The 18,568-nt window shown below is 52.9% G+C and carries 20 protein-coding genes; 14 read left to right on the forward strand and 6 right to left on the reverse strand.

Annotated features, from left to right (window positions below; genetic code table 11):
* Positions 1 to 22 precede the first annotated feature (22 nt).
* Both pcp and CBE73_RS17870 read left to right on the forward strand, forming a co-directional pair.
* Complete coding sequence (pcp, locus tag CBE73_RS17865) at positions 23 to 670, forward strand: pyroglutamyl-peptidase I (RefSeq protein ID WP_094095376.1); 648 nt, start codon at positions 23 to 25, stop codon at positions 668 to 670.
* 218 nt (positions 671 to 888) lie between these two features.
* Positions 889 to 2,703 carry a PAS domain-containing protein gene (locus CBE73_RS17870; protein ID WP_174704769.1) on the forward strand — a complete coding sequence of 605 codons (1,815 nt, stop codon included), beginning with the start codon at positions 889 to 891 and terminating at the stop codon, positions 2,701 to 2,703.
* On the opposite strand, the gene CBE73_RS17875 is transcribed toward CBE73_RS17870, so the two are convergent.
* Positions 2,669 to 3,562: an ABC transporter permease gene (locus tag CBE73_RS17875; RefSeq protein ID WP_094095378.1), complete on the reverse strand. Its 894-nt coding sequence runs from the start codon at positions 3,560 to 3,562 to the stop codon at positions 2,669 to 2,671. The two genes, CBE73_RS17870 and CBE73_RS17875, sit on opposite strands and share 35 nt — an antisense overlap.
* Positions 3,562 to 4,452, reverse strand: a complete 891-nt coding sequence (locus CBE73_RS17880) for an ABC transporter permease subunit (RefSeq protein ID WP_094095379.1) — start codon at positions 4,450 to 4,452, stop codon at positions 3,562 to 3,564. The genes CBE73_RS17875 and CBE73_RS17880 overlap by 1 nt, the downstream gene beginning before the upstream one ends.
* 162 nt (positions 4,453 to 4,614) lie before the next feature.
* Here CBE73_RS17880 and CBE73_RS17885 point away from each other — a divergent pair, with 162 nt between their 5' ends.
* The 6 genes from CBE73_RS17885 (at position 4,615) to CBE73_RS17910 (ending at position 10,383) form a co-directional block, all read left to right on the forward strand.
* A complete protein-coding gene (locus CBE73_RS17885) occupies positions 4,615 to 5,775 on the forward strand; it encodes an amidohydrolase/deacetylase family metallohydrolase (RefSeq protein ID WP_157739618.1) in 1,161 nt (386 codons plus the stop codon).
* Positions 5,741 to 6,856 carry a DgaE family pyridoxal phosphate-dependent ammonia lyase gene (locus CBE73_RS17890; RefSeq protein WP_174704770.1) on the forward strand — a complete coding sequence of 372 codons (1,116 nt, stop codon included), beginning with the start codon at positions 5,741 to 5,743 and terminating at the stop codon, positions 6,854 to 6,856. The genes CBE73_RS17885 and CBE73_RS17890 overlap by 35 nt, the downstream gene beginning before the upstream one ends.
* On the forward strand, positions 6,849 to 7,604 hold the full coding sequence (dagF, locus tag CBE73_RS17895; RefSeq protein ID WP_094095381.1) for a 2-dehydro-3-deoxy-phosphogluconate aldolase: 756 nt from the start codon (positions 6,849 to 6,851) through the stop codon (positions 7,602 to 7,604). Before CBE73_RS17890 ends, dagF begins: the two co-directional genes overlap by 8 nt.
* A complete protein-coding gene (locus CBE73_RS17900) occupies positions 7,597 to 8,622 on the forward strand; it encodes a sugar kinase (protein ID WP_094095382.1) in 1,026 nt (341 codons plus the stop codon). The genes dagF and CBE73_RS17900 overlap by 8 nt, the downstream gene beginning before the upstream one ends.
* A gap of 8 nt (positions 8,623 to 8,630) precedes the next feature.
* Positions 8,631 to 9,344 (forward strand): GntR family transcriptional regulator, encoded by a 714-nt coding sequence (locus CBE73_RS17905; protein WP_094095383.1) that lies wholly within the window; start codon positions 8,631 to 8,633, stop codon positions 9,342 to 9,344.
* Between the two features lie 187 nt (positions 9,345 to 9,531).
* The gene (locus tag CBE73_RS17910; RefSeq protein ID WP_094095384.1) at positions 9,532 to 10,383 is read left to right on the forward strand and encodes a sugar phosphate isomerase/epimerase family protein; all 852 of its coding nucleotides are present in this window, start codon (positions 9,532 to 9,534) and stop codon (positions 10,381 to 10,383) included.
* 154 nt (positions 10,384 to 10,537) lie between these two features.
* On the opposite strand, the gene CBE73_RS17915 is transcribed toward CBE73_RS17910, so the two are convergent.
* Positions 10,538 to 11,395 (reverse strand): sugar phosphate isomerase/epimerase family protein, encoded by an 858-nt coding sequence (locus tag CBE73_RS17915; protein ID WP_094095385.1) that lies wholly within the window; start codon positions 11,393 to 11,395, stop codon positions 10,538 to 10,540.
* Positions 11,392 to 12,450 (reverse strand): Gfo/Idh/MocA family protein, encoded by a 1,059-nt coding sequence (locus CBE73_RS17920; RefSeq protein ID WP_094095386.1) that lies wholly within the window; start codon positions 12,448 to 12,450, stop codon positions 11,392 to 11,394. The genes CBE73_RS17915 and CBE73_RS17920 overlap by 4 nt, the downstream gene beginning before the upstream one ends.
* Positions 12,451 to 12,703: 253 nt before the next feature.
* Here CBE73_RS17920 and CBE73_RS17925 point away from each other — a divergent pair, with 253 nt between their 5' ends.
* The 5 genes from CBE73_RS17925 to CBE73_RS17945 all read left to right on the forward strand — a co-directional run bounded on the left by CBE73_RS17925 (position 12,704) and on the right by CBE73_RS17945 (position 15,921).
* The gene (locus CBE73_RS17925; protein ID WP_094095387.1) at positions 12,704 to 13,597 is read left to right on the forward strand and encodes an AraC family transcriptional regulator; all 894 of its coding nucleotides are present in this window, start codon (positions 12,704 to 12,706) and stop codon (positions 13,595 to 13,597) included.
* Positions 13,598 to 13,666: 69 nt separating this feature from the next.
* On the forward strand, positions 13,667 to 13,843 hold the full coding sequence (locus CBE73_RS17930) for a YjfB family protein (RefSeq protein ID WP_094095388.1): 177 nt from the start codon (positions 13,667 to 13,669) through the stop codon (positions 13,841 to 13,843).
* A gap of 245 nt (positions 13,844 to 14,088) precedes the next feature.
* Positions 14,089 to 14,436 carry a YojF family protein gene (locus tag CBE73_RS17935; protein WP_094095389.1) on the forward strand — a complete coding sequence of 116 codons (348 nt, stop codon included), beginning with the start codon at positions 14,089 to 14,091 and terminating at the stop codon, positions 14,434 to 14,436.
* A gap of 25 nt (positions 14,437 to 14,461) precedes the next feature.
* Positions 14,462 to 15,133 carry a bacillithiol biosynthesis deacetylase BshB2 gene (bshB2, locus tag CBE73_RS17940; RefSeq protein WP_229752532.1) on the forward strand — a complete coding sequence of 224 codons (672 nt, stop codon included), beginning with the start codon at positions 14,462 to 14,464 and terminating at the stop codon, positions 15,131 to 15,133.
* 167 nt (positions 15,134 to 15,300) lie between these two features.
* On the forward strand, positions 15,301 to 15,921 hold the full coding sequence (locus CBE73_RS17945) for a chloramphenicol phosphotransferase CPT family protein (RefSeq protein ID WP_094095390.1): 621 nt from the start codon (positions 15,301 to 15,303) through the stop codon (positions 15,919 to 15,921).
* Between the two features lie 20 nt (positions 15,922 to 15,941).
* Here the strand turns inward: CBE73_RS17945 and CBE73_RS17950 are convergent, their stop codons facing one another.
* Together CBE73_RS17950 and CBE73_RS17955 are read right to left on the reverse strand one after the other, a co-directional pair.
* On the reverse strand, positions 15,942 to 16,778 hold the full coding sequence (locus CBE73_RS17950; protein ID WP_094095391.1) for a YitT family protein: 837 nt from the start codon (positions 16,776 to 16,778) through the stop codon (positions 15,942 to 15,944).
* A 184-nt stretch (positions 16,779 to 16,962) separates the two neighbouring features.
* Positions 16,963 to 17,823 (reverse strand): SDR family NAD(P)-dependent oxidoreductase, encoded by an 861-nt coding sequence (locus CBE73_RS17955; protein ID WP_094095392.1) that lies wholly within the window; start codon positions 17,821 to 17,823, stop codon positions 16,963 to 16,965.
* 174 nt (positions 17,824 to 17,997) lie between these two features.
* On the opposite strand from CBE73_RS17955, the gene CBE73_RS17960 reads away from it, so the two are divergent.
* On the forward strand, positions 17,998 to 18,489 hold the full coding sequence (locus CBE73_RS17960; protein ID WP_094095393.1) for a MerR family transcriptional regulator: 492 nt from the start codon (positions 17,998 to 18,000) through the stop codon (positions 18,487 to 18,489).
* Positions 18,490 to 18,568 lie beyond the last annotated feature (79 nt).

Here is an 18,568-nt window from a genome sequence, read left to right on the forward strand (position 1 = left end):
GATCAAGCGGGAGGGATTTTTCATGACTACAAAAGTATTGTTGTCCGGATTTGAACCCTTTGGCGGGGAGCAGATCAATCCGTCATATGAAGCGGTAAAAAAGCTGAACGGCAAGGTGATTGGCGATGTTGAACTGATCGGCATACAGGTGCCTACCGTATTTGGAGCATCGATTGCGGTCCTGACAGAAGCGATTGAGCGGTACCAGCCGGATGTGGTTATCGCCGTGGGACAAGCCGGAGGAAGGGCGCAGATTACGCCTGAGCGTATTGCCATTAATGTCGATGATGCCCGCATACCGGACAATAAAGGCGGGCAGCCTGTTGACGAACCCGTTATAGCAGGCGGACCAGCCGCTTATTGGTCCACGCTTCCGATCAAATCGATAGTTCGGGCGATCCAGGAAGCCGGAGTACCGGCAGCTGTATCCAATACGGCAGGGACCTTCGTGTGCAATCACTTGTTTTATGGGCTGATGGACTATTTGCAGAAGAAATCCCCGCAGAGCCGGGGCGGGTTTATCCATATTCCCTTCCTGCCCGAGCAGGCGCTGAACAATGGTCAGCCTTCCTTGAGTCTCGAAGCGATCGTTCTGGCTTTGCAGACGGCGGCGTTGGAGTCGGTCCACGTTCTGGAGGACGTTCGGGAAACGGGCGGTACACTGCATTAAATAGAACGTTTGAAGAGGAGGAGCGGCGGCTCCTCTTTTTTGCGTCTGCCCTTTACCAGCGAAAGTCTTTACATTATAGTTCCTTATATAAGCAGGGGTACATCCTTGGTTGGGAGGAATTGGCAAGCGTCGTGTAGAAAGGAAGAGACACCAGAGAAACCTTACAAGACTAAAACCTAACATAATCTAGGAGAAGCACGATGGCGAAAAATAACAGCATGTTAGATGTTGCGGATCAGGAATTACGGCCGAATTCTATATTCGGAACGGTTGTAGGTATGGCGTTGATGAATCAGGATGGGACTTTTATTAAAGCCAATCCGTCTCTCTGTGCATTTCTTGGTTACGAAGAGCAGGAGCTTTTGGGGGAACACGCGGAGAAGATTATCCACCCTGAAGATCAGCCTCTTGTCATTAAGGATTACCGCAGCTGGTTGGAAGACGGTACGGAAATTTTACATTTAGAGAATCGTTATTTACATAAACATGGCCACGTGCTGCGGGGATTGGTCCGGCTGTCGAAGCTGCCGATGATGGATTCCTTTCTCCTTGTCATTCATGTTACAGATATGACCTGGGCCAGCGAGCAGAACGGAAACAAAGCCAATTGGGAAATCATGAAGTGTCTTTATCATTTGGATTCGGAAGCTGTAGCGGTCGTCAATCTTGAGGGCCGGATTATAAAAGTCAACGGGACTTTCGAGAAGCTGTTCGGTTACCGCGAAGACGAGATTCTGGGCGAAGTGCCGCCAATTGGTTCGGAAGAGCCGCTGCACAAAATTATAGCCGAGCTAAAGAAGGAAGAATGTGCTCCTCTACTGAAGCTGGAGTATGAAACCATTAAAAGGACCAAAGAGGGAAATTTGATTTCCCTTTATATCAAACTGTTTCCTATCCGCGATGAATCCGGATGTTTAAATGCGGTTGGGACGGTTATCAAGGATATTACGGAACAGGGTACCCTGACCAGTCAGTTTCATGATCTTGTAGCGGTTAATTTGGATCCTGTCCTGATCTTTGATCCCGCCGGTTATGTTGTCCAAAGCAACCAGGCTTTCACCGAGCAGTTTGGCTGGCCGATGAATCAGGTGCTTGACCGGCATTGGAGCCGGTTGCCATTTGACGTGATGCAGTCTCAATTAGATTTTAGACAGTTGGTCCACAAGCTGCAGATGGACAATATTGTAACCGGCTTTGAGACAAAAATGCTGAAAGAGAACGGCGAGCCTGTTCAAATTTCGCTGACCGGTTTTACGCTCAAGTATGGACGTGGCGGGGCGGGAGGAGCTGCTTTTATCCTGAGGGATATCTCCAAGCAGAAGAAGACGGAGCAGCTGATGATGGAATCGGAGAAGCTTTCTTTAGCCGGGCAGCTCGCAGCGGCGATTGCGCATGAAATCCGCAACCCGATTACTTCGATCAAAGGTTTCTTGAAGCTGCTGCAGAATTCGGAACGCAAACAGCAGTATTTTGATATCGTGAATACGGAAATTGACCGGATCGAATTGATCCTTAGCGAAATGCTGGCCTTGGCTAAACCCCAGACGGCGAAGTTTGAACCCAGGAACATAAGGAATATTCTGGAGCAGGTGGCCTCCCTCTTGATCGGGGAAGCCAATATGAACGGCATTGAAATTCTCCTGCATGAGGATGCCGGTATGCCCGAGGTTCATTGTGATGAGAACCAGATTAAGCAGGTATTTATTAATTTTATGAAAAATGCCATCGAAGCGATGCCGGAGGGAGGAACCCTTACCGTCGAGATGTTTCCGCCGGGGCCCCCCTATGACCAGGCTGTCAAAATTGTTTTGACCGATACCGGCACGGGAATACCGCCCGAGCTGCTGGCCCGGATCGGGGAACCCTTTTTCACAACGAAACAAAGCGGCACCGGTCTTGGCTTTATGACCAGCAAGAACATCATCGAGAACCACAAAGGAATGTTAAATATTAGCAGCAAGCAGAATGAAGGGACCAGGATTGAAATCAGGCTTCCTGTCAAATTACACGTCCCGAAGACGGGCGGCGGTTGAACAGATGGCGCAGCCCTTCGCCAAGCACGTTAAAAGTTAATATTGCAAATAAAATGGCCGTAGAAGGGATCAGGACGTATTGGAATTTGCTGACGAAAATTTCGGAAATATGGGCAGCTAACATGCTGCCCCAGTCATTGCTGGTATTCAGCATTCCGGCGAAAGAGGAATAACGCTGGGCGATGAAGATGTGAAGCACGCCGAGCTGGCCGATCAGCAGCACCGATTTGCCGAAGTCCAGGCAGAGATTGACGATCAGCTCCGGGGTCATGGCCGGCAGATAGTGGTTTTTGGCCATGCGCAGCGGGCTTAAACCAAGCGCGTTCCCCGCTTCAATGTACAGCTCCTGGGAGATCCGGCTGGTTTGCTGCTGAACGAGCACGGCTACCCGGCCAACCTCGATGAAGGCGAGGAACAAGACGATCCAGAACGTTCGGAGGTGGACCTGAACGAGCAGCGGCAGGCTCATAAACGCAGCAGCAGCGATCAATGTCGGAAAGAAGGAGAACACATGGTTCAGAATCGAAATCAAGTTGTGGGCGCCCCCTTTTTTATTTCTTGCCATTACGCCCAACGGGAAGCCGATCACATAACGCAGCAGGGCAATCGAACCGGCGAGCAGCAGCGTTTCTTTGGCTCCGACGACAATCCGGCTCAAATTGTCCACCCCGAATTTATCCGAGCCCAGCGGATTCTCCGCGGAATATTTGTATGGGGGCAGCGTCAGCTTGCCGCTGTCCGACAAACGTGACGGCACAGGCGTAACATCAATGAAAGGGAGATAAGGACCAACAAAAATAACAAACAGCAATATGGCTAACATCAGGCAGCCAACCCAGAGCATGATATTTCTGCGCATTATGATTCCTCCCTGCGGGCTTCAGCCGGACCCAGCCATCTGAGGGCCAGGAAGCTGATGATCTGAAAAAGCGCAACGATCAGCATAAAGCAGAAGGCGATGCCGATCAGCACGCCGGGCTCATATCTGGGTCCGGAGATTCCCAAAAACGTCATGTAGTCAATGCCGACAAACATCCGTCTCGCCGCCCCGAGAATATTGCGGAAATATTCGATCAGCACCAGACTTGAAATAATATAAACGCCAAGCGGTGTAAAATGGGTCAAAATCCGGGTCACGCAATTCAGCATGATATGTTTAAAGAAGATCAGCCAGGAGGGCAAACCTTTGGCAACAGCAGTTTTAATATAAAACTCTCCTTCCTGGGAGGCAATGGAAGCATAGGTAATCCGCGCCACATACATGACGGGATAAATGGAGGCCAGCACGACAGGAATATAGAAGCCTGTCCATCCATCGGGCGCAAAGAAACGGATTTTGTTGCCGTGATGAATGATGTACCACTGCGCGAGCAGCAGAAGCAGAAAGTCGGGAATGGATTGGAACAACCAGGTTACTCCGCTGCCCAGTACGCTTAACTTCCATTTGGAGAAAACGTAATCCAGCATGCCTTTGAGGATGCCGAAGACAAACGCGATCAGCAGGGCCGAGGGAATAATAAGTATGCTTTTTCCAAGTGCGTCAAGCACCTCCTGGCCGGCAGGCACATTATACTGCGACACGCCGAGCGAGCGCTCCAGCAGCAGCTGGGCAACAAAATCCCTGATGTTATTCCCGTATACGGTCCAGCTGAAACGCTCCGTCCGCGGCAGCAGGACGAACAGAATGACGAGCAGAAAGGCGGTTAAATAGATTAACAGCGACTTGAGCAGACGTGAAGCTGGTTTCATCTTTTCCTCCTATGACTTTTTATTCCATATTTTATTAGAGGGGTAAAGGATTCGTCCAGTAAAATTAATTTTAAACATTATAACGTTATATTTACATGGGCGTCTTGTTGTGATAGTTTAAGGTATAAATAAAGACTCCTTGTGGAGTGTGGAGGTGGGCCGATGGGCAGAAGGCTGCTTAGAAATCTGCGGCAGACCGATGGCAGGCTGATAGATCTCGTGATAACAGATGGAATCCTTACCGAAGTTCGAGTTCAAGGGGAGGATCTATCGGATGTACATGGAGAGGGGAATCCGGATTCCGGCGGCCGTTTTGATGGCTTTGACGTTTGGGAAGCGCCGGCCGGCACTTACGTCTCGAGCGGCTGGATTGATATGCACGTTCATGCCTTCCCCGAATTTGATCCGTACGGGGATGAAATTGATGAAATCGGCATCAAACAGGGCGTAACGACGATTGTCGATGCAGGCAGCTGCGGAGCCGACCGGATTGCCGATCTGGAAGCAAGCGGGAGGAAGGCGGATACCCGGCTGCTGGCTTTCTTGAATATTTCCCAAATCGGGCTGAAACGTATTGATGAGTTGTCCGATATGTCCTGGATTAACCGGGACAAGGTCGTGCAGGCCGTCCGGGATTATCCGGATTTTATCGTTGGCCTGAAAGCCCGGATCAGCCGCAGCGTCGTTAAGGAAAGCGGCATTCAGCCGCTTGTGGCGGCGCGGGAGCTGTCGGAACAGACGGGGCTGTCGCTGATGGTCCATATCGGCTCTGCGCCGCCGGACATCCGGGAAGTGGTGCCGCTGCTGCAGCGGAAAGATATCATTACGCATTATCTGAACGGCAAAGCCAACAATTTGTTTGATGCGGACGGCAATCCGCTGGACGTATTGACGGACGCGGTGCGGCGCGGCGTTCATCTGGATGTGGGGCACGGCACCGCAAGCTTCTCGTTCGCCACGGCGGAAGCGGCCAAACGGCACGGCATCCATCCGGATACGATCAGCACGGACATTTACCGCGGCAATCGGCTGAACGGACCCGTGTACAGCATGGCGAACGTGCTGAGCAAATTTCTGGAGCTCGGCTACGGGCTGGAGGAGACGGTACGGCGCGTTACGGTGAATGCGGCGGACTGGCTTGGCCGTCCGGAGCTGGGCCGGATTCAAGCCGGTGATTCGGCGAACCTGACCTTTTTTACAGTGGCAGATGAAGCAACAGAGCTTGTGGATTCCGAAGGGGAACGCCGGACCTCAAACCGGCGAATTGAAGCTAAAGGAGCGGTTGTCGGTGACAAATTCTTTTCAAGCGAAATACGGGCTTAAACGGGTAATTAACGCCAGCGGACGGATGAGTATTCTTGGGGTATCCGCCCCAACGGATACCGTTATGGAAGCGATGAAGCAGGGCGGGCAAAGTTACGTGGAGATCGCCGACCTGGTCGATAAAGCCGGGGATTACGTGGCGCGTCATGTAGGTTCGGAAGCCGCCGTTGTCGTGAACTCGGCTTCAAGCGGAATTGCGTTGTCCGTGGCCGCTGTCGTAACCCGGGGCAACCGCAGGCTAAGCGAGCGGCTGCATCAGGAGCCGATAGAGAAGAACGAAATCATTATTCTTAAAGGGCACAACGTGCAGTACGGCGCCCCCGTAGAAACAATGGTTTACCTGGGCGGTGGAAAGCTGGTGGAGGTTGGTTATGCCAATGAAGGCAAAGCCGAGCATATGGCGGATGCCGTTAATGAACGTACGGCTGCCCTGCTGTATGTGAAGTCCCACCATGCGGTCCAGAAAAATATGATTTCCGTCGAAGAAGCCTGGGAGGTCGCGCAGAGCAAAGGGATTCCGCTCATTGTGGACGCGGCGGCCGAAGAGGACCTGCAGAAATACGTGAAGGTGTCCGACCTCGCCATCTACAGCGGCTCCAAAGCGATCGAAGGCCCGACGTCCGGCATTGTGGCCGGCAAGCGAACCTATATCGAATGGCTGAAGGTGCAGCTGCACGGCATCGGCCGCAGCATGAAGGTCGGCAAGGAGACAACGTTTGGCCTGCTCCAGGCTCTGGACGAATATGCGGAGAAGCAGGACCGCAGCGAGCAGGAGAAAGCGGAACTGCAGCGTTTGGTGGCCCTCAATGGCCAAATCCCCGGCATCAAGGTTACGATTGTACAGGATGAAGCGGGCCGGGCCATCTTCCGCGGACGTATTCATGTGGACGCTTCGGAAGCAGGCTTAACCGCCAGGGAACTGAACGACAAGCTTCAAAAGGGAGACATCGCCATTTATACTAGGGACTATGGAGTCCGCCAAGGGTATTTCGATATCGATCCGCGTCCGCTCATGGGAGATGACATGGCCGTCATCGAAGCCAAAATCCGCGAATATACAGGGGGAACAGCAAATGTCTAATATCAGCAAACGTTTCTATAACAACCGTGTGGCCCTAAACGTGCTGGCGAAGGATATCGCCAATGCCAAGGAGGTCTTTGAGGCGGCGCAAGGCCATGTGCTGGTCGGCGTATTATCCAAGGACTACGCAACCGTTGAATTGGCCGTCGAAGCGATGAAGGCATACGGCCGCGAAATTGAGGATGCGGTATCCATCGGGCTTGGCGCCGGCGATAACCGTCAAGCCACCGTGGTTGCGGAAATCGCCAAACATTATCCGGGCAGCCATATCAACCAGGTCTTCCCGGCCGTGGGGGCTACACGGGCCAGCCTGAACGGGAAAGACAGCTGGATCAACAGCCTGGTCTCCCCCACCGGAAAGGCTGGTTATGTGAATATCTCAACAGGCCCGGTCAGCGCGGCTCAAACGGAAACGGCTATTGTGCCGGTTAAAGCGGCTATTGCGCTCGTTAAGGACATGGGCGGCAATGCGCTCAAATACTTCCCGATGCAGGGGCTGAGCCGGGAAGAGGAGCTGCGCGCGGTAGCGAAAGCGTGCGCCGAAGAAGGTTTTGCCCTGGAGCCGACGGGCGGAATCGACCTGGACAACTTTGAGGCCATTTTGCGGATTGCACTGGAAGCCGGCGTTCCACAGGTGATTCCTCACGTCTATTCGTCTATTATTGATAAAGAGAGCGGGAAAACGAATGTTCATGACGTGCAGGTGCTGCACCAAATGATGACAAAGCTGGCCAACCAATATGCCTAAGACGGTGGCTGCCTTTGGCGAGGTGATGATGCGTCTGCAGGTGCCGGGCCATGAGCTGCTTGCCCAAAGCGATACGCTGAAATATTCATTTTCGGGAACCGGCGTAAATGTCATTTCGGCGCTGAGCCAATTCGGGCATAAAGGTTATCTCGTATCGAGGCTGCCGGATAATCCGCTTGGCGACGCCGCTGCCGCCTATTTGCGAAAGCTGGGGATCGACACTTCCAAGATTTTGAGGGGTGGCAGCTATTTGGGCATGTATTTCCTGGAAAATGGCTTTGGGATTCGGCCCAGCCGGGTCACCTACTCCAACCGTCAGGAAAGCAGCTTTAACACCGCCCCGGACGGTGTTTATCCGTTTGAGCAGACGGCCGGCGAAATGGATGCCGTTCATTTCTGCGGCATTACGCTGGCCATGAACGACGGCGCGCGCCGGTCTATGAAGGAGTTTGCCGGGCAGGTCAAAACGCAGGGCGGCCTGGTCATCTTCGACTGCAATTACCGGCCGGGCCTGTGGGCTGCAAACGGCGGTTATGCTTTCGCCAAACCCCATTACGAAGCCATGCTGGAGCTGGCGGACATCGTGTTCATGAACGAGCAGGACGCGCTGCATGTGCTTGGCATGACCTCCGCCGCCGGCAAGCAGGAACGCGAGGAGCTGCTCGAGGAGCTGATCCCGGTCGCGGCGGAGCGATACGGCGTGCGGACGGTGGCGGGCACACACCGCAGTCTTCTTGAGGACGGGCGCCATTCCCTGCGCGGCTATATCTACCGGGACGGCCGGTTCAGCTATTCGGACGTGCTGGTCTTTCCGGTCCATGACCGGATCGGAGCCGGGGATGCGTTTGCCAGCGGCATTATCCACGGCGAGCTTGAGGGATTTGCCCCTGAGCGGACGGTAGCTTTTGCGGCAGCGGCGGGCATGCTCGCCCATACGGTAACGGGAGATACGCCGATGGCTTCCGAAGCCGAGGTGCTGCGGGCGATGGCCCAAGGCCTCCGCGATGTGGAAAGGTAGGAATCAAGGTGAGTTTAAAACGGAAAGACAGACCGTTATATCTGCAAATCAAACATATTATCAAGGACCGGATTCTGCACGGCGTTTATCCGCTGGATTCGGTCATCCCCCCTGAACCGCAGCTGGAGAAGGAGTTCGGAGTCAGCAAAATCACCGTGCGCGGAGCCGTACAAGAGCTCGTGCAGGAGGGGTATCTGGAGAAAGGCAGCGGCCGGGGGACGCGCGTTGTCCGCAACACCGTTACCTCCAAGCTGTCCAAATGGAAACATTTCACGGAAATTCTTGTTGAAGAGGGCCATAAGATCCGCAAGCAGTGGCTGGGGCTGCAGCAGGTCAAGAATGAACCCGGCAGCAAGCCCTTCGAGCTGTTTGGCCCGCTGTGCCTGAAGCTGCGCCGGATCTATTATCTGAACGATGTTCCGTATATCTACTACGAGCATTACGTGTCTCCGGCCGTGGACGGCCTGGAGGACGATGAGCTGGACGGGCGCTCCCTGTATGAGCTGCTGGAGGAGCAGGGGATTACGCTTGATAAGCTGCGCGACGAATTTGCCGCCGAGCTGCCCTCTGCCGAAATCGCCGACATGCTGAAGCTGAAGGAGGGGACGCCGGTGTTAAAGCGGACTCGGTATTCTTTTGACGGCCAGGGACAGGTTGCGGAGCTCAGCTTCGGGTATTACCATACGGCGAAGCAGAGTTATGTGGTGAATTACGAGGCTTAAGTCGAGATTCGTAGTCCCGACTTATAGCCTGCGACTCATAATCCTTGACTGGCAACTTAACTTTGCAAGCTGGAACAGGAATCAGTCTTTGATCCGCCGAATAGGTTTGAAGCAGGTTATACTTTCAGGAAAAGTTGGTACAAGATCCCGTTTGGCGGGGGAATTTTCAGGGAGAGGGCGGGTTGCAGTGGGACTTACGAATAAAATCGGAGTGATTGTCGACAGCTTTGGACTGGGCATCCGGGAGGGGCTCATCAAAGCGAAGGAAATCGGTGCAGACGGTGTGCAGATTTGGGTGACGCAGGGTGAGATGGAGCCGGACAATATGAATGCCGAGAAACGGGCGGAGCTGAAAAGGTTCATCCGAGAGCTGGGGCTCGACATCTCGGCGCTCTGCGCGGATTTCGGCGGAAGCGGCTTTAAAGACCCGGCGCAGAACGGATGGAAGATCGAAAAATCGAAACGTGCGCTCGACCTGGCGCTCGATCTGGACTGCCGCGTTGTGACGACGCATATCGGCATCGTGCCCGAGGATCCAGCCGACCCGGTTTATGCCATTCTGCAGGAGGCCTGCAACGAGCTGGCGGCCTATGCGCATTCTCTTGGTGGTTATTTTGCGATCGAAACCGGTCCGGAAACGGCGGAACGCCTGAAAGGGTTCCTGGATTCGCTGGATACCAAAGGCGTGGCGGTCAACTTTGACCCGGCCAATATGGTGATGGTGACAGGAGATGATCCGGCCCGGGGCGTCCATACCCTGAAGGATTATATCGTGCATACGCATGTCAAAGACGGCGTCCGGCTGCGGGAAGTGAACCCGTACGACGTATACGGCGCACTGGATCATACGAAGCTGGATCAGGAGCCGGGCTTCAAGGAGGTGCCGGTCGGCGAAGGCGGCGTTGATTTTGACGCTTACTTCCAGGCTTTGCAGGACATCGGCTACGGCGGTTACCTGACGGTGGAACGCGAGGTCGGCGACACGCCGGAAGCGGATATCAAGCAGGCGGTTGATTTTATCAAACGTTACCGGGCTTAGACGCGCTTAGAAACAGGAGTCTCCGAACCGGAAGGAAGATGGAGGCTTCCTAAATAAATCATACTAAATAAATCAAAAAAGGCGGTACCCTGGTTCCCAGGCAGCCGCCTTTTCCTATAAAGACTTGAGTTAAAACCTGAGTTAAAGGCCTCAGTTAAATCTCGTTCCAGAAGCGCCGCAGATTAGCAAGGCCGATTCTTGCCCCGTCGCGGCAGGGCTCCATGCCTTCGAATTCCAGGGAGAGATACCCGTCATACCCGGACTCCTTAACCAGGCGAAGCGTTTCGCGGATGTTCAGGTCGCCTTGGCCTACAATCGCTCCGCGCAAATATTTGCCGGCTGTAGAGCGGAACCAGCCTTCGCCGGGATCCTGGGAGGCAGGGCGGATGTAAAAGTCTTTGATGTGCACGATAGATGCGTACGGCAGGTTGTTTGGCACGGCCGCCAAAGGATCTTCGTCGGCGCAGACGGAATTGCCGATATCCAGCGTCGTTTTGAAGTTGGGTTCCCCAACCGCCTGAACCAGCGTTTGAACCCGGTCGCTCTGCTGGATGAAATAGCCGTGGTTCTCTACGCTGGTCGTAATGCCATACCCGGCTGCGTAGCGGGCGATTTCGCGGCAGGCTCCGGCGAGCCGCTCAACCTGGGCGTTGAAATGGCGAATCGAGACGTCCGGCGAGGAAGCTACGTCATGGCGCATAAGAGATACGCCAAGCTTGGCGGCGATATCGACCTGTCCTTTGACCCGCTCGATCTCTTTCCGGAACTGCTCCTCGTCGTCCGTCAGGAAGTTGGCGCCGATCGCATAATTGGAAAGTTCGAGTCCGTTGTGCTCCGCCCGGGCGCGGATTGCGTCAATCAGGTCGGGATTGTCGGTCAGGCTGTAGCCGAGCGGCACGATTTCGACATGTTCGCCGCCGATGGAGGCGGTATAGTCGATTACATCTTCGACGGTCATTTCGCCGGATTGCAAGGCGCCATACAGGCTGTAGGTGCTTAATCCGATTTTCATAGATAAACCTCCTTGCCGGTAGCGGCGGATTCATAGACGGCATTCAGGATTTTCATGATTTCAACGCCGTCCTCCACCGGACTCAGCGGCTGTTTATTGTGCTGGACGCAGTCGATGAAATGGGCGATTTCGCTTTCAAAGGCTTTCTCGAACTGGAAACCTGCGCTGTCCGTTTGCGGCTGGATGTTGAGGATGGTGTTGTTTTTCTCCGTGACGATGCAAACCTCGGGATCGATTTCGAAGCCGCCTTTGTCGCCATACAGCTTCACGATGCCTTCGTTTTGTTTGGCATGCAGGGAGAAGCTGACGTCGACCATCAGCGAAGCGCCGTTTTCAAACCGGATCAAGGCATTGGCCATATCTTCCACATCATTCAGCTCGGCGTTGTAATCGGCGGCCTGGTAACGGGAAAGGTTCTGAATGTGGGCCCGGTTGCCCAGCTTGCTGTACGTATTGCCGCTGACCGATTTAACCTTCGGGCGGCCCATCATGTACCAGCAGAGATCGATGACATGGACACCGATGTCGATCAGCGGCCCGCCGCCGGAACGGCTTTTGTCGCTGAACCAGCCGCCGGGATTGCCCATGCGGCGGATATAGGAGGTTTTCGCATAATAGATTTCGCCGAATTCGCCGTTGTCCGCGAAGGTGCGCAGCATCTGGGCATTCGGATCGTAGCGGCGGACGAAGCCGACCTGCAGCAGCTTGCCGGAGCTTTGAACGGCTTCCTGGACCTGAAGGGCTTCTTCTACAGTCTTGCAGAGCGGTTTCTCGACCAGGACATGTTTGCCGGCCTGCAGCGCGGCAATGCTGATTTCGGCGTGGGTGTTGTTCCAGGTGCAGATGCTGACCGCGTCGATGTCCGGGTCGGCCACAAGCTCACGATAGTCGGTATAAACCTTCTTCGCGCCAAAAGCTGCGGCTGCGGCGTTGGCTCGTTCTTCATTCAGGTCGCATACCGCGTAAACTTCCGCATCCGGATGAGCGGAGTAAGGCTTGAGATGATATTCGGAGATCGAACCCGTGCCGATCACGCCGATTTTGACGATAGACATAAATGAAAGCAGCTCCCTTCGATTCAAGAAACTTATCAGATGAACCTAGAAAATAAGCGGGGCAAAGAAGGAAAAACATGCCGTTAAAACGAAATGTTCGCCTGAAAGTGTTTTGCGTATTTTGCCCTGAGCGAAATTCAATCGTTCACCTTAGGGTTTCGGATTTATTTGTATTGTTATCGATTTGCGGCTGGAAAGCCATGCACCACCTTGCTGTTTGTTTGAACAAATGTGCGATCAGGGGGAATCAGAGATGAACAAACCAGCAGCCTTGCGCGAACCTATGGATATGCCGGACCCTTATTTTCCGGTCAAGCTGCACACCTGCCGGCATGGCAGCTGCGGGCGGGAGATGTTTCCGCCGCATTGGCATGAGCATATGGAGGTGCTTTATTTTACGAAGGGAGAAGCCGTCATTGAATGCAACTCTGTTCCTTTCCGCGTCCGTGAGGGGGATGTGCTGATGCTGAACTGCAACGATCTGCACCAGGGGACGGCCGTGACGGATGAGGTAGAATATTATGCCCTGATCTCTGACTTGTCCTTGCTGCAAAGCCCTTCGCCCGACGCGCTTGAAGTTAAATTTGTGGCGCCGTTCGCCCAGAACCGGATTTTGTTCCAGCATCTGATCCGGGACGATGAGGCTGTTGCACGGGTCATGGATGCCATCGTGCAAGAATTTGCGGATCAGCAGATCGGATACGAGCTTGCGGTGAAATCGTCCATTTTCAGGCTGCTGGCGCTGCTGATAAGGGGATACACGGTCGAGACGCCGAAGGCCTCTTCCGGCGACAACACCCGCAGGCGGAATCTGGAGCGGTTTGCTCCGATTTTTGAATATATAGAACAGCATTATCTCGAGGAAATCAGCGTCTCGCAGCTCTCCCGGTTCGCGGGCCTGAGCCGCTTTCATTTCAGCCGGCTGTTCAGCGAGCTTACAGGACGGACCGTGACAGAATACGTCAACCATATCCGCATTTCGAAGTCCGAATATTTGCTCCGCAACACGGAAATGACGATCTCCGAAATTGCACTGGCTTCCGGTTATCAGGATATTTCTTATTTCAGCCGGACCTTTAAGAAATTCAAAAGCGTTCCGCCTTCCGAATTTAGGACGTTTGCTCCGGGCGAAGGGGCCGAAATGTAAACTTTTTGCCGCAGGGTCAATTCAGACTTCCCGCCAACCGATAACAAGGACAGAGGGAGGAGGAGGAAGATGGATATCCCAGCTACATCTATGTCTATGAGTCAAGCCAAGCTTGCTCAGGCGGTTAGCATTCAAGTCATGTCTATGGCGAAAGACCAGGCCCAAGTCCAGGGGCAGAATCTGGTACAAATGATGGAGAAGAGCAGTAACCCGAATCTCGGAAAAAATCTTGATATCTCCATTTAAGAAGCGGTCAGTCGTTTAGGCTTCAAAAAACGAGCAGGCATGCCGATCAGGGCATGTCTGTTTGTTTTAATGAAAGACTGCCCGGGTGTGAGCAATCCGGAACGTAATATGATAAAATAGATTAGGTTGCTAAAGATTTAACCGCAGGATGCTGAATGAGCATTTGGCAGGGCGTAGCTTATTTTCAGCCCGCAAAGCCTTAAGGCCGCCTGCTAACAAGATTGCTATAGATGGAGGGGAATGCGATGCTGCCGATTGATCCGCAATACATTCAACAGAGAATCGACGAGATGAAAGACCAAGATTTATATATACATCTTGAATTAACGAACGGGGCTTATGCGGCTCACAACGACGCGTCCCGGCATCCGGCCGCCAATTTTATTACGAATGCGGTCATCCGTTACGTCCATGGCGGCATTTCCGGAGTTGGGCCCTACCGGGTGGGTCTCAAAATGGAGCAAGGCTGGATCTATTCCGAAGGCCTGACCCATTACGAAGAGACGGAACAAGATCGGCTTATTCTGGCCGGGCATGACAAGGACGGCAAGCTGGTAGTCGCCCTGCAGATCAGCCCGTACCCTTTTAAATGACGTTACGAGGAATGGAGATGAGGATATGATCACGGATATGGATCGTTATGACAATCACCGCGTACTGGTCGTGCTGCCTCACCCGGACGATGAAAGCTTCGGCGTCTCGGGGAGTTTGGCCAAATACGTGAAGAACGGCTCTCAGGTTACATATGCTTGTTTGACCCTTGGGCAAATGGCACGCAACATGGGCAGCCCATTATTTGCGAACCGCATTACGCTGCCTGAAATCCGCAAGGAAGAGCTGGCTCAGTCCTGCCGGGCCATCGGTATTCAGGATTTGCGGATGCTCGGCTTCCACGATAAAACAATTGAATTCGAAGAGCGTGAGCTGCTGGACGGGGCGATTTCGGCTGTGATAGAGGAACTCAATCCGACGGTTATTTATACTTTTTATCCCGGTTATGCGGTGCACCCCGATCATGATGCAACAGGTGCCGCCGTTGTCCGCTGCGTAGAGAATCTGCCGGCCGAACGAAGACCGGTTGTCCGCGCAATGGCGTTCTCCAGAGGCTGCGAAGACATCATCGGGGCGCCTGACGTCCGGGTAGATGTCAAAGATTTCGTGAAACAGAAAGTGGCTTCAGTGCAGTCGCACAAATCGCAGTTCTGGGTGCCTGAGCTCAAGAAAGCCAGCCAGAAAGATTTGGAGGACCGTTTCGGCACGGAGCGGTTCTGGACCTTGAAATTCGATTGACTGTTGAGTTGAGAGTTGCTTGTAAGGAAATTCTTAATATACTAAAAGCCCGGTATAGTGATATGTGCCGGGCTTTTAGTATATTAGTTTAACTAAAGAAAGGGATGAATGAGCGGCCGATTCCGCAATCTAATATGGAACAATAAAGGACTGGAGGGTGCGAACCTATGTCAGAAGAACAGAAGCCGGGGCAGATCGTTATTTTGAACGGAACTCCAAGATCCGGAAAGTCCAGCATTTCCGGGGTTATTCAGCATACGTTTGATGGGGTTTGGATGAACATGGGCGTAGACCGGTTTATGCAGATGACGCCGGAATGCTATCAGCCAGGGATTGGGCTCCGGCCCGGCGGAGAACGCCCGGACCTTGAGCCTCTTATTTTGACGCTGTATCTGGCCATGTATGAGTCTATCGCTGCACACAGCAGGCTGGGGTTAAATGTTGTGGTGGATGTAGGTCACCACGACAACTATTCCGTCCCGCTGGGGATTGTTCCCAAATGTGCCCGAATCCTGAGGGGGCTTCCCGTTTTGTTTGTGGGCGTCCGGTGCCCGTTAGAGGTTGTCATGCAGCGCCGAATAGCCACATGGAAGGCGGGTTATGAGCAGGACGGGTCCGTTCCCAAACCGGTCAGGTTATGGCAGGATGTTGTCCATTTTCCCGGCATATATGATTTGGAGGTCGATACATCGGTATTAAGCCCAGAAGCGTGTGCCGGCCTTATTCGCCAGCGGCTGGAAGAGGGGGGCCCGTTTACAGCCTTCAAGCATTTTGAGGCTATTGATTAAGCGGGAAGTACGATCGGCCCTTACTTCGAAATGTCCAAAAATCCCTCCCCAAACACGTCCCGCACATCGTGAATGGTGATAAAGGCCGCCGGATCAACGGCTTTTACAATCTTTTTCAGCGGGGAAACTTCCTGTTTGCTGATGACAATATAAAGGACTTCCTTCGGATTTTTGGTGTAGTAGCCATGGCCTGACAGCACGGTAACGCCGCGGTCCATTTGGGTAATGACCCTCTCGGCAATGTCGTCCTGCTTCTCCGAGATGATGGTCACTGCTTTTTTAGGGTTCAGTCCTTCGATGATAAAGTCCATCACTTTTGTGCCTACATACAAAATAACGATGGTTAGCATCAGCTTCTCCGCACCGATAATAAAATAAGAGGAAAAAGCAACGATCAGATCAAAAAACAACAGCGCGTAGCTGATATTCCAATCGAGATATTTATTGGCGATCCGGGCCAGAATCACGGTTCCCGCCGTAGTGCCGCCTACCCGCACGATCAAGCCTATTCCCAGCCCCACCAGCACGCCAGCAAAGATGGCATTAACGGTCAATTCGTTGGATTGAACCCTCCAGTTTGCCGTCAAATGCAGAAACAGGGAGTTAAAGGCGACGGCAATGATCGTGTACAGCGTAGTCCGCCGGTCGAGGAATCTATAGCCGACAATCAGCAGGAACCCGTTGAGAACGATATTAACAATAGAAGGTGACCACTGAAACAAATAATACAAAATGATAGTGACCCCGGTAACGCCACCCTCGCCAAACTCATTTGGGATAACAAACAGGTTGACGGCCAGCGCGAATAAGAAGGCACCAAAAATGATAAACGCGATATCCGCAGCTTTCTTTTTCATAACTTACTCTAATCCTCTCTGCAAAGCATGTCTCCGTTTACAACCAGATCATCGTATCGACTTCCATCATCAAAGTCAATATGACTTTGACACTTTACTTTGTTATCTAATTCACTCGAAAAAGCATAAAAAACCAGCCTCTGGATAGAGGCTGGTTGACTGTAACCGGGGGTACCCATAGCTTTTAATTTTGACCTTGCAAATAATCCTGTTGATAAATCGTATGGACTCTTTCCAGGACAGCGTTTGCTTGATCTCTGAATTTTAACTCGGCAATCTGGCCTTTCACCAGAAACACGCCTGTTTCCTCCCGGTGTTCCCCGAAAGCGCCCTCGTACAATCTGCCGGCGCCTTGTGTGGGCGGCGGGAAAAACAGCTTCATCAAAGCTTTAACCAGGAGAGGCAGGCCGGAGCTTTTCCCTTTTCTTAACGTGTTGTTGCTGCCCGGATCCACACTGCGGATCTTGATTTGATCCTTGGCTAGCTGAGGAGCAACAGCCTCTGTCCACAGCGAGAGAGCCAGTTTGGAAGCTGCGTATGGGCCCAGCAGCTTGCGGAATGTTTTGGGGTGCTCAAGGATTTCAAGGTTAAACTCTTTCGTAAATTTCAGCGCTGAAGAGGAAGTGTTGATAACCGTTTTAAAACGGCTGCTCGCGATAAGTTCCTTTAATTCGTTCAACAGGATATAGGGCACAACCGTCATCAGCTCATAATGCAGCTCGCGTCCCTGTTTGGAGTAGCTCAGCTCCGAAAAGGAGCCGCCGGCGTTGTTAAATAAGACATCGATCCGCCGCTCTTTTTCTTTGATCGTTTTGATCGTCTTGTGTAAGCCGGCGTAATCGGCAAGATTTGCCGTCTTATAAACCCGCAGCTGCCCTTTTGCGGCCGCTTGCCCGATCTGCTTATCGTCCGACGGAAAGTCGGAGCGGGTCAAAGCAATTACCTGCCAATCCTCCGACAGCAGCTTTCGGGTTAACTCAAGGCCGATCCCGGCATTTGCGCCTGTTATCAATGCGATATTTTCAAGCTGGCTGTTATCATTCATCCTAAATCTCCTCCTGTTAGCGGGACATTTCCCTGATAGCGCACATTCTAGAAGCTGGAGCCGACTCCAAGTCAAGGCGTGGGAGGAAAGTTTTTTTCTGAAAGGGTGAAACTTGACCTGGAGCCGGCTCCAAGTTGTATAATGCATGAAACACAATTTTCGGGAGGGAACAGAATGAAAGAAGAGCTGGCTTACGGAATAAAGCAGACCTCCAGGCTTACCGGGATTCCTGAAGATACGATCCGTTATTATGAGAAGATATCGCTGCTTCCCCACATTGAACGCAAAGAGAACGGGCACCGCGTCTACCGGCAGGAGGATATTCAAACGATCCGCCTGTTGTCCTGCCTGAAGAAAACCGGGATGCCGCTCGAAGAAATGCGGCCTTTTCTGGCGGTTTCGGCGGATGCTGATCCGGCGGAGTATCCTGAGCTGGTGGAGCACCTGAGAGGTCACCGGGAGAATATCGTCAGCCAAATCGCTTCCCTGCAGCAGGTAGTCGATTTTATCGATATGAAGCTGGAGGAAGGGAGGTACCGGGGAGACTGTCTTGATGAAACGCTGGCGGAAGAAGAGCGGGGAGAGACGGAAGGGGAAGCAAGGTCCGTTTCTCCGGTTCAGATGAGCTATTTTCCGGTAACGTCTGCAAAGGACCGTGCAATTTAAACGATGAACCCATCAGCGGAATTAAAAAAGAAAGGGACGCGCCAGCTAGGGTTTAGGCATCGTCCCTTAAAGGTTCTAA

It is taken from the genome of Paenibacillus physcomitrellae (assembly GCF_002240225.1).
In the GTDB taxonomy this organism is placed as follows: Bacteria; Bacillota; Bacilli; order Paenibacillales; family Paenibacillaceae; genus Fontibacillus; species Fontibacillus physcomitrellae.

Coding starts and splice junctions, on each gene's coding strand:
- CBE73_RS17900 (WP_094095382.1), top strand. CDS start 7,597: ATGCCTAAGACGGTGGCTGCCTTTGGCGAGGTGATGATGCGTCTGCAG.
- dagF (WP_094095381.1), top strand. CDS start 6,849: ATGTCTAATATCAGCAAACGTTTCTATAACAACCGTGTGGCCCTAAAC.
- bshB2 (WP_229752532.1), top strand. CDS start 14,462: ATGATCACGGATATGGATCGTTATGACAATCACCGCGTACTGGTCGTG.
- CBE73_RS17925 (WP_094095387.1), top strand. CDS start 12,704: ATGAACAAACCAGCAGCCTTGCGCGAACCTATGGATATGCCGGACCCT.
- pcp (WP_094095376.1), top strand. CDS start 23: ATGACTACAAAAGTATTGTTGTCCGGATTTGAACCCTTTGGCGGGGAG.
- CBE73_RS17875 (WP_094095378.1), bottom strand. CDS start 3,562: ATGCGCAGAAATATCATGCTCTGGGTTGGCTGCCTGATGTTAGCCATA.
- CBE73_RS17915 (WP_094095385.1), bottom strand. CDS start 11,395: ATGAAAATCGGATTAAGCACCTACAGCCTGTATGGCGCCTTGCAATCC.
- CBE73_RS17920 (WP_094095386.1), bottom strand. CDS start 12,450: ATGTCTATCGTCAAAATCGGCGTGATCGGCACGGGTTCGATCTCCGAA.
- CBE73_RS17930 (WP_094095388.1), top strand. CDS start 13,667: ATGGATATCCCAGCTACATCTATGTCTATGAGTCAAGCCAAGCTTGCT.
- CBE73_RS17870 (WP_174704769.1), top strand. CDS start 889: ATGTTAGATGTTGCGGATCAGGAATTACGGCCGAATTCTATATTCGGA.
- CBE73_RS17950 (WP_094095391.1), bottom strand. CDS start 16,778: ATGAAAAAGAAAGCTGCGGATATCGCGTTTATCATTTTTGGTGCCTTC.
- CBE73_RS17935 (WP_094095389.1), top strand. CDS start 14,089: ATGCTGCCGATTGATCCGCAATACATTCAACAGAGAATCGACGAGATG.
- CBE73_RS17945 (WP_094095390.1), top strand. CDS start 15,301: ATGTCAGAAGAACAGAAGCCGGGGCAGATCGTTATTTTGAACGGAACT.
- CBE73_RS17880 (WP_094095379.1), bottom strand. CDS start 4,452: ATGAAACCAGCTTCACGTCTGCTCAAGTCGCTGTTAATCTATTTAACC.
- CBE73_RS17955 (WP_094095392.1), bottom strand. CDS start 17,823: ATGAATGATAACAGCCAGCTTGAAAATATCGCATTGATAACAGGCGCA.
- CBE73_RS17960 (WP_094095393.1), top strand. CDS start 17,998: ATGAAAGAAGAGCTGGCTTACGGAATAAAGCAGACCTCCAGGCTTACC.
- CBE73_RS17885 (WP_157739618.1), top strand. CDS start 4,615: ATGGGCAGAAGGCTGCTTAGAAATCTGCGGCAGACCGATGGCAGGCTG.